This window comes from Dongia soli (assembly GCF_034044715.1).
Classification (GTDB): Bacteria; Pseudomonadota; Alphaproteobacteria; order Dongiales; family Dongiaceae; genus Dongia_B; species Dongia_B soli.
This window is the reverse complement of record NZ_JAXCLW010000017.1, coordinates 1-11,553: the sequence shown is the minus strand read 5'-3', so window position 1 is coordinate 11,553 and position 11,553 is coordinate 1. Positions and strand designations below refer to the sequence as shown.

Below are 11,553 nucleotides of genomic sequence, written 5' to 3'. Positions count from 1 at the left end.
AAGAATGGTTACGAGAGCACTTCACGAAACGACTCGCCGAACACGAAGAGGCAGTTACGGTCGATGGAAGGGCTGGTGGCTATCACTTTCTCCTGCGTTAGGTCGGTGAGGCGGCCGGGATGGCGCCTCGCCGTCCTCAGGAAGATGGCTGAAGCTAGCGTGCATGTCGTCCGGCAAAGATTGCAGATCGTCCGAACAGCGAGTTCTCGGTGACGAGGGCCTGCGATGCGCCGGAGCCTAACCGGCTGGCGGCGGTGTTCGTCCCCATGCGTCTCACGCCGGGTTGTCTCCTACACGGGTCCGCTCTGTGCGGACCGAGCCTAAGGCTCGGGGTCGTTCCACCAACATCACTCCGGCCGTCCCCGCAAACTGGTCCCGCACAGGTTCGACATCCCCTGCCAGCATTATCGCCAGGATGCCTCGCTTACCGGGCCAGCACTGGATAGCCGTGGGTGTAGATCCAGTCTGACTGTCGCGCCGGCACGTGACCGGACTGGCAGTCCGCCGTGTAGTCGGTGGATGTCGTCTTCTGGAGATCACTTGCCTCGAACCATGACCAACCCCAGCCGTCGCCCCAAAGCTTGTTCCTGAAATCGGCCGACGCTGTCTTTCACCATAACGAACCAGCCAGCAAGCCTACCGGCGCTGCTTACAGTTCCGGTTGTCATATCTTCAGTGGTCGTTTTGACCACTTCCTTCACGAGAACGGCGGCCGCGGTCGTTCCGCTGTATTGTGAACGCGTATCAAACCCATAGGCAGTGACACCCCCCAATCACGCACAATCCTGCCAGGGCGATGCTCGAAACAGCGACTATTTTCATCGCACTATTCCTTATGTTGGTGAACGGGTAACGGTGACGATTTCGGTCGCCTAGCAGCGCATGGAATTGGACCCTGACGTTATCCTTCTTCGCGCTCGCTCCCGCGATGGGTAGCACAATACGGATACCTCTTTTCACCACATTGAGTGATGCCCTACTTGGTTGCCATCGCCGTTACTCGATGAGATCTGCAAAAGGCACTCAGTTATCGCAGCGCGTGGCGAGTTTTTCCAATAGCCGACATGTATAGTTTCCATAGCGGTTGGCACTGCTGCTATCATCTCCGCTGCCATTCGCATCTCGAGCCGACTGTGCAGCCTTCTGCATCTCGATTACGCTGGTCGATCCTAAGATTTTCAAGGTCACCAACGCTTTTCCCTGAGCAACCGACCAAGACGGCCGCTTCCATGACAAGCGGCACTGCACGGAGCGATGGTGCCAAGAGGCGGCGCGCAACTGATGCTACCGCACGGGTCCACGAAGTCGGAACTGGTAATTGTCGAACGGCAAGGAAGGAGCGTTGATGAAAGCTTCGATCTTCATAGTCGTTGCTTTTGGCAGGGCTGGCACGTCCATCTTGTCCGAGAGCATGGTAGGCACGGTCCTTGCGCACACGGTACCCTGCTCGGCTTATCGTGGTCGACGCCCCTCCCGCCAACCTCAGGCGCCGCCTCGGCTACAATTGCGGCGTAACGGAAAGCCTCATTATCATTGAACCGGCCCGTGCAATCATCTCCGCGGAAGCGATGATTTCGCTTTAGTCGCTGTGAGCCAGGCCAACATTCCCGCGCAAGACGTTTGTGTTTTGGGCCGAGTTCGGTCGGCATCACTCGATCCGAAGTTTATAGCCCGCGTGTCAACTCTCAAGGCGTTGTATGCTTCATGACACCTCGCGCATTGAGGACGATGGCTATTTCTTGGCTTCTGCAGCGCCAGCTGGCGCGTCCAGCTTTGCCAACTCCACGGCCAGGGACTTTCGCAAGCGCGGAGCGGCAAACTCCATGAACCGACGGGTCTTCAAAGGGACAAGCGTTTGGCCGGCATGCACGATGTGGACGGGAATGGGCTCAGGCTCGTAGTCCTGCAGGACGACTTTCAGTTTGCCTTCGGCCACCGGCCGAGCGACTTGATACGACAATACATTCGTCACGCCGATGCCGGCGATTGCCGCGTCTATTGCGGACTCAGCCGTGTTGATCTTCAGCCGACAAAACGGCCGTACGCTTTTACTCGATCCTCCGGGCGGGTTGAATACCCACGTCATCCCCGCGGCCAAGGCCGTGAATGTGACGCATCTGTGCCCCGCAAGGTCGTCCGGCGACTTCGGCACCCCATGCGCGGCGAAGTACGCCGGACTGCCGCACACGACGCGGCGAATTTCGCCGACTTTCGTGGCGACGAGTGTACTGTCAGGTAGCGTGCCCACGCGCACCGCTAGGTCGATGTGCTCGTCGACGAGGTTTAGCGTTTTGTCGGAGAGCGTAAGGTGAACGCTGACCTCCGCAAAATTCGCGAGGAATTTGTTAACTACCGGCACGACGTGCAAGCGGCCGAAGACAATGGGGGCAGTCATCGTCAGTATGCCGCGCGGAGTAGTGTATTCCCCAGACGCCTGGGATTCTGCCTCGTCGACTTGCTCGAGGATCCGCTTGCAAGCGGCAACATAAGCAACGCCGGCCTCGGTAAGTGAAAGTTTCCGTGTCGAGCGCACCAGTAATTGGGTGTTCAGGTGCGCTTCGAGATCGGCCACCTTTCGGCTGACCGTTGGGAGTGGAATCCCCAAGAGCCGGCCTGCCGCTGAAAAGCTGCCGGTGTCGGCGGATGCCACTAGTATCGACATTGCTTCAAGGCGATCCATCGTCTCTCACTTTTCGAAAGGCAAGTTCTCAGGATTACCGGATTATGCCGCTCCGCGGTAGTGGCTAGTTACTATGTACTAACCACTTCCGGTCGAAGTTAAACGGAGAAACTGATGTCACGCATTGCTATTCCGGGACGCGACGAAGCACCCGCCGAATCCCAGCAGATTCTGGATAATGTCAATAAATTGCTCGGCTTCGTGCCAAATCTGCACAGACTGATGTCGATCAGCCCAAACGCATTGGCGGGTTGGGCGAGTTTAATGAGCTCGCTCTCAAAGACGCTGGACATCAAAACCCGCGACGGCATCGCTCTCGCGATCTCCGAGGTCGATGGCTGCGATTATTGTCTCGCCGCACACAGCTACATATCGACCAACTTGGCGAAGATTACACCTGAAGAAATCTCCCTGAACAGGGAGGGCCGGTCGAGCGACCCGAAACGGCAGGCCGCGATTGCCTTCGCCAAGGCGCTAATCGAGAGGCGCGGCAAGGTGTCGGACGAGGAATTTACCGCCGTCAAAGCGGCGGGCTGGACTGATGCCAACATTGTGGAGATGATCGCATTATCCGCGCAGTTCCTATTGACCAATTTCATGAACAACGCCATCCAGACACCGGTCGACTTCCCGGAAGTCGCGCCAGCTAAGTCAAACTGATGACAGAACACGGCCTTTCGGCGCCTCCATTTTCCTGAGGTCGAATGCATCGCGTATGACTGATGGAAATTGGTGTCCACACCAAGCGCCGGGCCCCCGAACTCCAGTGTTGCGGGTTACGAAGGAAGAATAGAGGACGCGGGGTGCTACCGCATGCTCGACCGGAGTAGCCTGCAACACATCACGGCCGGGTTCACTGAAGCAAGGCGGGCCCGATAAGCTGCACCTTCGATAAAAGAAAAAGCTTCCGAAGGTGGTGCCCCGGATAAAGGATTTACGCCTTGGTCGCCGAGCATAGACAAAGCGTGGGCTGAATTTGGCTAACATGACGGTGTGGCTACTTCGGCAGGGCACCGCTCGGAAGGCTCAAATAGCGTTCTAACTGGCGCGGCCATCCGCGCTGATATTTCAGTGGGCCCGACAGCCACGGTGCCGCATACATGCACGGTCGAGCATCACGCCAGCTCATTTATTCGCGCGGCGGCGGGCTCTGTTTAGACACTATTCATGCTTGCCATGAATTTATCAAATTTGACGACACGTACTACACGCCTGCCGGCTACTGGGCGATGGTCTGCTGTCTTCAAATGAGACAAACAAAGACCGATCAAAAAACAATTCGGATTAGGTGGAGCGCGGAAAGGCCGTGCATCGGCAAATGGGTGCAAGGTTGGCATCAAGTGGAATTGCTCCACACTCGTAAATGCGGGGCTGATCTGGGTGAAATCATGATAAGGGCTACTAGACGTGGCAAGCGAACCACTTTGGCGAATCACGCCACAAGATCTCGACAAGCTCATGGCGACTTTGGAGGTCGAGCGGGCGAAATTGTCTCGATGCACGCTCACTGCAGGCTCACAACTGCGCGTAGCTTGCAATGACGCCCCCACGATCCACTACGGCCTTCAAGGTTCCGGCTGGGTCTTTGTCAACGATGAGCCACCAATTCAGCTGACGCGACACACGTTGGTAATCGTCCCTCCAGGTAAGTTCCTGGTGATCGCCGGATCAGATCATGCATTCAGGTCACGGCGATGCCTCGGAAGCCTTCACGGCGACATCTTTATTCCCGGCTCGAGCCACCGATGCAGTGTGGGCGAGGGCGAGCCGTCTGTGGCATTTGTGTGCGGGTCGTTCCGTGCGTTCTACGGGGCAGCGGTCGACCTCTTCGCATCACTCACCACTCCAATCATCGAGAAGTTTGATGTGCACGATCAACTGGATCAAATAATGAATTATGCCGTGAGCGAACTCGCCGCGGAGGATGTCGGTGGTGGGCCGATGTCGGCGGCACTTCTCAAGCTTGTATTACTCGCCCTGCTCCGGCGCTGCTTAACGTCGGTGAACCCTTGGGTCGAGCGCTTCTCCATTCTGAGCGATCCTCCGATAGCACGCGCCTTCGCAGGAATGGCTTCAAGACCTTCGGATCAGCACACAGTTCAAAGCCTATCCCACTCTGTTGGTCTGAGCCGTTCGGCGTTCATGGCGAGGTTCGTCGTGGCGTTCGGAGAGTCACCTATCTCTTTGTTGCGGCGCGTGAGAATGCGCTACGCGGCGGAATTGCTCGCGGCCAATGCGCTGTCGATCGATCAAGTGGCGCTCCAGGCCGGATACCAAAGCCGCAGCAGTTTCACTCGAACCTTCCGCAGACACTACGGGAGTAACCCTTCGGGATACCGCGCCGAAGCGCTGCGTCCGTCAGATGCGAATCCCGCTCACTTGGTTTCAGGAAGCCCAACGTTTGGAGAGAGCACGGCGGATGAGCAATAAATGGGACTACTGCCGCAATTGCACACCCCACCGTGAACGTAGCAGATGGGATCATTAGAAGTGTGTTAGCCGGCGCGAAGAGCTATGGAACTCAATCAAATCAGTTACTTCATTAATCTAGCTGAGACGCTCAATTTCACGACAGCAGCCCGGCTGAGCGGCGTTTCACAGCCGAGCATGACTCGGGCCATTCGTCGTTTGGAGGAAGAGCTCGGCGGGCCATTGATCTATCGCGATGGTAAAAACAGCCGCCTCACCGCCCTGGGGCAGGACATAGAAATGGAATTCAGACGAATGCAGGTTGCGCTAAGAAATGTGCGCCAGCATTCGGACAATTGGGCTCTCGGTCGGCATCGTGTACTCGACATCGCCGTAGCCCCTACGGTTGGCCCTAACGCTTTTACGTCGTTCTTTCTCAGCGCCTTGGAACAGATCCCATCCGTAAGGATCAAGATTCACGCACTTCAACACCACGAGGATACGGCAGAAGTCCTCTCCGGCAAGTATCACGCCTGCATCCTCTCGCGTGAACTGAAGTCCGACCCGAAGCTGGACGTACGTCCTCTCTTCCGAGAGCGCTTGGTTCTTGGCTGCGCAACAGACCACCCGCTCGCCAGCGCGGACGTCGTTCGTGCTCAAGACTTGGCGGAGTTCCCGTATATTGACCGCCTTAGGTGCGAGTTCCGGGAACAGATCCGGGAACACTTCGCCCGTCGAGAGGTCATGATGCGACCGCGCATCCGAACGGAAAGAGAGGATTGGGTGCAGCGCGTGGTTGCCGATGGCCATGCAATTTGCATCTTACCGGAGCGCTCGGTTGCGGCTCCGGGCCTCGTTACACGGCCTATCGAAGGCCTCTCCCTGGAGCGGGAATTGGTGATCGCGACGGTCTCGGGATCGGCCACGCCGATTGAGATACGGAAGATTGCGCAATTCGCCTCGATGTACGAATGGCAGTGAGGAGCGTCGCCGCACCGCCGCCGTTAAGAAACGACACTCGCGGCGTATTGGAATATTTGGTCCCGCTTGCAATAATTGACAACGATGCGTGTACCGTGAGAACGGACAGCAACGTGCCCCGCTCTCAAATGAAATATTGGAGGCTCATTATGCAGTACCGAAAGTCGCAGGCGGCCATCGATCGACTGACACCGGAACAGCGCCGCGTCACCCAGGAGGCGGGCACCGAGCGCCCCTTCACCGGGGAATACAATGATCACAAGGAACCTGGCATCTACGTGGACATCGTCTCAGGCGAGCCTCTCTTTGCGTCGTCCGATAAGTTCGAGTCTGGCTGCGGGTGGCCTAGTTTCACCAAGCCGCTCGTCTCTGCAAACATTAACAAGTTGCGGGACAGCTCGCACGGGATGATCAGGACCGAGGTTAGGTCGACCCACGGCGACAGCCACCTCGGCCACGTCTTCCCGGATGGCCCGGCTGATCGCGGTGGCCTGCGCTACTGTATCAATTCCGCGTCACTCCGGTTCATCCATCGCGACGACATGGAGAGCGAGGGCTACGGCGAATATCTCGACCAGGTTGAGGAGGTTTAAGATGTATCAGCGCGCTGTTCTTGCGGGGGGATGCTTCTGGGGAATGCAGGACCTGATCCGCAAACTTCCCGGTGTTGTCTCGACTCGCGTCGGCTATACCGGTGGGGACACTCCCAACGCGACCTACCGCAATCACGGTACCCATGCTGAGGGAATCGAAATCGTCTTCGATCCCGCAGAGACGAGCTACCGGCGGATCCTGGAGTATTTCTTTCAAATCCACGATCCCACAACGCGAAACCGTCAGGGCGGAGACATTGGCACCTCATACCGTTCAGCGATCTACTATGTCGACGACGAACAGAAGCGCATCGCCGAGGAAACCATAGCCGACGTCGATGCGTCCGGCCTTTGGGAGCGCAAGGTTGTCACTGAGGTGGAGCCTGTGGGGGACTTCTGGGAAGCAGAGCCGGAGCATCAGGATTATCTTGAGAAGTGGCCGGCAGGTTACACCTGTCACTTCCCTCGCCCCAACTGGATCCTTCCCAAACGGGAGGGCGCCGGTAAGTCCACGGCAATTCCTGCGCATGATGGCGTCGATGCTCAATCTTAGAACCCCACGTCATACTGCTGGTGGTGCAGCTTCGCGTCGATGGGGTATCGTCGCAGCATCGTGAGAGCAGCGTCTACAAATCCGATAGGCGTTCTCCAGACCTTGAAGACGTTTGCTCTCCTGCCCGCTGCCGTGAGGTAAAGCATCGAGCGCGGCCGTCAGCGGCGTGCCCCGGCGCTCGATCAGGCCTTCGTTGGCCAACCGGCCGGTCAGGCGAATGGTGCCAGCGTGGGAGAGACCGACCTCAATCGCGAATGTCCGGATTGAAAGCCCGGCTCATGTGCAAGCAATCCCCGCGCCAAAGCCGCGGGTCCCGCTTCTGGCGGCCGCGATGAGGTTGCGCGAACGATGTCGCCACCGTTCATAAGCACGAACGCGCCAAAAATGTTGCGGTATCGGGGTGCATGGATTGGGGCCATTTATATGTGCATAGAGCATAGACATAGCTAGGCCGTGGTGCTCTTGCGGGATATCCTGGCAATCACAGAGAGGCCGAGAACGATCGTGGCCGTCATCAGCAAGTATGCGACAATTCCGCCGGGCGACAGGGCTGGGATCGCCGCGAGAATTAGACCATTGTTGCCGCCGGGAATAAGGGCCACGCCCACACCCATCAGCGCACCTCCGACAAATGATTTTCCGATGTCAGCGAGCGTAGGCCGCTGTAGGCGCCATCTGCCTTGATGAAGTGCGGCTGTGACGGCGCCGGCGATTGACGCAGCGACAGTTAATATCGAGATCTCACGAGTCGCGGCCATCGTGAGCGGAAGGCTGCGTTGCACCAAGTGAACGTAGTTCCACACAGGTGCGATGGCGTAGAGCGCACCCCCAGTCAAGCCCAGGACCAACATCGCAACGCCGAGCGGCCAACGCCCGCCTGACCGCGAGGCTGTCCGCCGGGAGATATACGCTTGAGAAAGAACCGCGACGATCAGAAATCCCCCCAGAACCGCAGCGCCGAATTTACTTGGCGCGGTCAGCACGCTAGGCCGTAGCGGACTGCGGTCGATCATGATTCGGTCGATAAGAAGTAAGCCGACGGCTAGTCCGACTGGCATGGCGAGTAGCCTTATTTCTCCATCGCCAAGACGGCTGAGAGACCCCAGTAGGCAGGCGTCGTTAATGAGTGCGCCAATGCCGAAAGCAACTGCCCCCACGAGCACAGTCGCGCTGATGTCAACAGATGCGGCAAGCGCCCCGCCCGCCCCCGACCAAGCGAGAGGCACGGCGACCAAACCGGCCGCCGCCGAGGCAGCGAGAAATCCAACAAACAATCCAGGCCGGCGTCGCTGCTGCAGCTCCTGCGATGCAGCGACCAAACAAGTGCTGCCTTGATTGGCAGAATAGCCCATCCAGAAGGCCAGTACGCAGGCTAGGAGTGTCAATAGAGGCCGTGTCATGGTTTCTGTGCCCATATTGGCTGGAATTCCTGAGCACATTCGGTTTCCCGCTCATGCATTTACGGATCTGTTCGACAACCAGGTTCCCGCCAGTGGTATCCTCCGGGGTATCGAAGTCTTACACCCAATTGCTCACCATCGAAAAGTCTGCTGGAGAGGCAGCGATTCTCTCGGCGACGACTTTCCTGAAACTGTCCGGCCAGTCCCGAAAAATTTTGAAGCCATCGGCCAGTTCGCAAGTCATGAATTTAAGGCTAATTCGCCTGCGCTTGTCAGCTTCCCTGACTATCCAGCCACATAAAGCTGCCATACTCATAAAATCGCTGAAATCGAACTCGCGAAAACACTTGTGCACCCGCGGCAACTCCGGTGTCCATGATAAGCTTTGCCCAAAGTCCTCGTACAGAATTCGCGTCACGAGAATTTCTGCGTCCGAAACCGCTTCGCTTGGCGGCCGGCTATCGAGGATGTTGTGGCCGTTTTGGCACGTAAACAAATGCAGGCTGTATCTTCTGAGTCCAATATCGCAGGTGGGCATCTGCTAATCTCACTCATCGAACCGGACGTTACCGCCGTCATCGTCGCCGGGAGAATCATGGGTTAACGGCTAGTTGGGATGTGGATAAGGATCGGCGGTTTCCTATCCGAGTCAATGCTCGAGAAGTGGAGCGAGTGGCCATTTGTCCGCTACAGAGGAAAAGCCACTTCGTTGAGGAATGAGAAAGCCCGGCGCTGTTATGCACGGGCCAACCCAGCGCATGAAGCCAGAGCGAGGAGCGAGTTGCGACCAGAATGCACGTAACGGCCCAGCCAGTTGTATGGAACAGATTCCACGCAACATGCAGCAAAAAATAAATAAAAAATCCGCGCACTTAGGCGTGCGTCCTAAACTCTCCAGTGTGCGTCATGGCCTGCCCACCATCGCATCGGCTCGTTCGTGAACGAAGAAGCTGTGCCAAGACGGCTTGGCTCGATCCTTGGAGCGTCGTCGCATCGTCTCGCTGATATACTATAGACCGATGCAGGTAGGCCCGGCGGCAAGCCGTTGGTGGTTCTCGCCTCGGAAATCCGTAGGGGTAGCGACGCTGCCGGGATGCGTCCACACCGGTATTCCGCAAGGTCTTCAATTGCGCGGTGGGTGAGTTTTGATTCAAGGCCGCATCTTGAGCAACGTGTGGCTTTGGCAGTATCGTAATTGGGGGGCCGACTATTGGACTAGGAGGCCATAATGAAACACCAAACTCTCGACCAACTCCGGACAGTCGCCGAGATTTCTGCCGACCAAGCTCGTCCCGCTTTGTCGCGGCACGAACGCTTGGAACGGTGGGCGCAACTCCTTGAGCGAAAGCCGTATCGAATCCTCGCCACATTTTACCAGACCGAATACCAGACCCGCGATGCACGGGGACTGATGCGCAGTGCTGACTCGCCGATTTCAGTCGCGTTCGAGGATCCCGTCCTCCGCGCGCAGGGATTGTTCGACGACAGCTACGACCAAGCCAAGCAGTTCTTCGGGCTAACCGACAGGCAATTGCATGACATCGTCTGCTATTGCCATTACGGCGCTACGATGACCGCCGCGGCCGCCGCGCAGTATGTCCGTGCGGCCATGGCCGAGCCAGAGGGTGGCCTGTTTGCCCGGATCAAGGCCGCAACCTTCTGGTTCGCGAGATGCTAATGTTTCGGCGACGCTGAGATGGCTCGCCAGGGCCACGACCCCACTACCGCCGGAGCTGGAGCTGAGACGCGACAGCTCCGGTGGTGAGCCGAATTTACCACTCGGCCGGACGGGCAATCGCCAGAAAGCATTGGCAACAATTCAGCGGAGCGATCCGTGGCTCGCAACTATTTGCCAGATTATCGCGACCGAAGGATGGCGCCCTCACTGACCGAGCTGGATCTCCTTATCTCTCGCTTGAGGACGTCGAGTGACCATATCTCTATGGAGCTTCCCGATTGCCGCCCTAGCAAGTCGGATTTCCGGCCATGCTGTTTGCGGGAGGGGCGGAATCGATGCTGAGGTGTTGTCAGGATTCCGGCCAAGACAGCAATGCGGCGCGCACCACCCGGCGGGCAGTTTCCCGGGGGACGCCGCCTTTCGCCTGGGCGGCCAGGCCCTGGATGAGCGACATGATGAACGAGGCGGCGTCGTCGCTGGTCATGCCCGGCGGCAGCGGCGCGGTTGCCGAGGTCTCTTCAAAGCGGTCGCGGAGCCGCTGCCTGAAAAGCTCACGGCCGCGGACGAGTTTCTGCCTGATCGGCTCGGCTTCCGTGGACCCGGACAGCGCGGTGTTGAGTTCGAGGCAGCCGGCCGGATTCCGCCGCCCGCTATGCAGCTCGGTGACGCCCTCGAGCAGCCGCGCGGCGATGCGCCGCGGCGTCGGCTCTGCAAGCGCTTCATGGCGAAAATCCAGGAAGTCACGCTGGTATCGCTCAACGACGCGCCAGAAGAGTCCCTCCTTGCTGCCGAAGGCTTTGTAGAGACTGGACTTGGTCAGCCCCGTCGCCACCAACAGGTCGCTTAGAGCCGCACTCTCATAGCCCTTCTCCCAAAAGACCCGGAGGGCGGCGTCCAAAACCTCGTCTTCGTCAAATTCGCGCGGACGTGCCATCGTGCTTACTTGGGTACCTGTTTGTCGGCTCCTGTCATAAATATAGACCGATCGGTATCGATTCCAAGCGAGGGCCTTGAATGATTGTGGACCAAATGGTATCTAACGGATGTCGCGACCAAGGGGCGGTCGGCCAGCCCTAGCGGCAATGCCGTCTCGGCTGAGATTGCGCAGGTCAGCAGGACTGGATCGAGCGGGGCGTTGCGCCGGCGCAGGGGTGTTTTTTTGCGCAATTATGGACCGATAGGTACATAACGAGGCCAGACCCCCTGCAAGACCCATCCGTGCGGCACCCCCGAAAGCAGAGAGAGAACACTGCTGTCCC

At 58.1% G+C, this 11,553-nt stretch carries 10 protein-coding genes and 1 pseudogene; 6 read left to right on the top strand and 5 right to left on the bottom strand.

Going from position 1 to position 11,553, the window contains the following annotated elements; genetic code table 11:
* Window positions 1–424: 424 nt before the first annotated feature.
* Window positions 425–571, bottom strand: a pseudogene (locus SMD27_RS24305) (cytochrome P460 family protein); the annotation flags it as partial.
* 1,161 nt (window positions 572–1,732) lie between these two features.
* Window positions 1,733–2,680, bottom strand: a complete 948-nt coding sequence (locus SMD27_RS23880; protein ID WP_320510971.1) for a LysR family transcriptional regulator — start codon at window positions 2,678–2,680, stop codon at window positions 1,733–1,735.
* Between the two features lie 114 nt (window positions 2,681–2,794).
* Here SMD27_RS23880 and SMD27_RS23875 point away from each other — a divergent pair, with 114 nt between their 5' ends.
* The 5 genes from SMD27_RS23875 to msrA all read left to right on the top strand — a co-directional run bounded on the left by SMD27_RS23875 (window position 2,795) and on the right by msrA (window position 7,216).
* Complete coding sequence (locus tag SMD27_RS23875; RefSeq protein ID WP_320510970.1) at window positions 2,795–3,340, top strand: carboxymuconolactone decarboxylase family protein; 546 nt, start codon at window positions 2,795–2,797, stop codon at window positions 3,338–3,340.
* 747 nt (window positions 3,341–4,087) lie between these two features.
* Window positions 4,088–5,110 (top strand): helix-turn-helix transcriptional regulator, encoded by a 1,023-nt coding sequence (locus SMD27_RS23870; protein ID WP_320510969.1) that lies wholly within the window; start codon window positions 4,088–4,090, stop codon window positions 5,108–5,110.
* An 84-nt stretch (window positions 5,111–5,194) separates the two neighbouring features.
* On the top strand, window positions 5,195–6,070 hold the full coding sequence (locus SMD27_RS23865; protein ID WP_320510968.1) for a LysR family transcriptional regulator: 876 nt from the start codon (window positions 5,195–5,197) through the stop codon (window positions 6,068–6,070).
* 149 nt (window positions 6,071–6,219) lie between these two features.
* Window positions 6,220–6,663, top strand: a complete 444-nt coding sequence (gene msrB / locus SMD27_RS23860; RefSeq protein ID WP_320510967.1) for a peptide-methionine (R)-S-oxide reductase MsrB — start codon at window positions 6,220–6,222, stop codon at window positions 6,661–6,663.
* Between the two features lies 1 nt (window position 6,664).
* On the top strand, window positions 6,665–7,216 hold the full coding sequence (gene msrA, locus SMD27_RS23855) for a peptide-methionine (S)-S-oxide reductase MsrA (protein WP_320510966.1): 552 nt from the start codon (window positions 6,665–6,667) through the stop codon (window positions 7,214–7,216).
* 446 nt (window positions 7,217–7,662) lie between these two features.
* On the opposite strand, the gene SMD27_RS23850 is transcribed toward msrA, so the two are convergent.
* Together SMD27_RS23850 and SMD27_RS23845 are read right to left on the bottom strand one after the other, a co-directional pair.
* Window positions 7,663–8,655 carry a YeeE/YedE thiosulfate transporter family protein gene (locus tag SMD27_RS23850; protein WP_320510965.1) on the bottom strand — a complete coding sequence of 331 codons (993 nt, stop codon included), beginning with the start codon at window positions 8,653–8,655 and terminating at the stop codon, window positions 7,663–7,665.
* A gap of 79 nt (window positions 8,656–8,734) precedes the next feature.
* On the bottom strand, window positions 8,735–9,154 hold the full coding sequence (locus SMD27_RS23845) for a hypothetical protein (RefSeq protein WP_320510964.1): 420 nt from the start codon (window positions 9,152–9,154) through the stop codon (window positions 8,735–8,737).
* A gap of 690 nt (window positions 9,155–9,844) precedes the next feature.
* On the opposite strand from SMD27_RS23845, the gene SMD27_RS23840 reads away from it, so the two are divergent.
* A complete protein-coding gene (locus SMD27_RS23840; RefSeq protein WP_320510963.1) occupies window positions 9,845–10,294 on the top strand; it encodes a hypothetical protein in 450 nt (149 codons plus the stop codon).
* Window positions 10,295–10,643: 349 nt separating this feature from the next.
* On the opposite strand, the gene SMD27_RS23835 is transcribed toward SMD27_RS23840, so the two are convergent.
* On the bottom strand, window positions 10,644–11,228 hold the full coding sequence (locus SMD27_RS23835) for a TetR/AcrR family transcriptional regulator (protein WP_320510962.1): 585 nt from the start codon (window positions 11,226–11,228) through the stop codon (window positions 10,644–10,646).
* Window positions 11,229–11,553: the final 325 nt, after the last annotated feature.

What these genes read in the sequence shown, in the direction of transcription:
- SMD27_RS23880 (WP_320510971.1), bottom strand. Translation starts at nt 2,680, where the DNA reads ATGGATCGCCTTGAAGCAATGTCGATACTAGTGGCATCCGCCGACACC.
- SMD27_RS23875 (WP_320510970.1), top strand. Translation starts at nt 2,795, where the DNA reads ATGTCACGCATTGCTATTCCGGGACGCGACGAAGCACCCGCCGAATCC.
- SMD27_RS23865 (WP_320510968.1), top strand. Translation starts at nt 5,195, where the DNA reads ATGGAACTCAATCAAATCAGTTACTTCATTAATCTAGCTGAGACGCTC.
- msrB (WP_320510967.1), top strand. Translation starts at nt 6,220, where the DNA reads ATGCAGTACCGAAAGTCGCAGGCGGCCATCGATCGACTGACACCGGAA.
- msrA (WP_320510966.1), top strand. Translation starts at nt 6,665, where the DNA reads ATGTATCAGCGCGCTGTTCTTGCGGGGGGATGCTTCTGGGGAATGCAG.
- SMD27_RS23850 (WP_320510965.1), bottom strand. Translation starts at nt 8,655, where the DNA reads ATGTGCTCAGGAATTCCAGCCAATATGGGCACAGAAACCATGACACGG.
- SMD27_RS23845 (WP_320510964.1), bottom strand. Translation starts at nt 9,154, where the DNA reads ATGCCCACCTGCGATATTGGACTCAGAAGATACAGCCTGCATTTGTTT.
- SMD27_RS23840 (WP_320510963.1), top strand. Translation starts at nt 9,845, where the DNA reads ATGAAACACCAAACTCTCGACCAACTCCGGACAGTCGCCGAGATTTCT.
- SMD27_RS23835 (WP_320510962.1), bottom strand. Translation starts at nt 11,228, where the DNA reads ATGGCACGTCCGCGCGAATTTGACGAAGACGAGGTTTTGGACGCCGCC.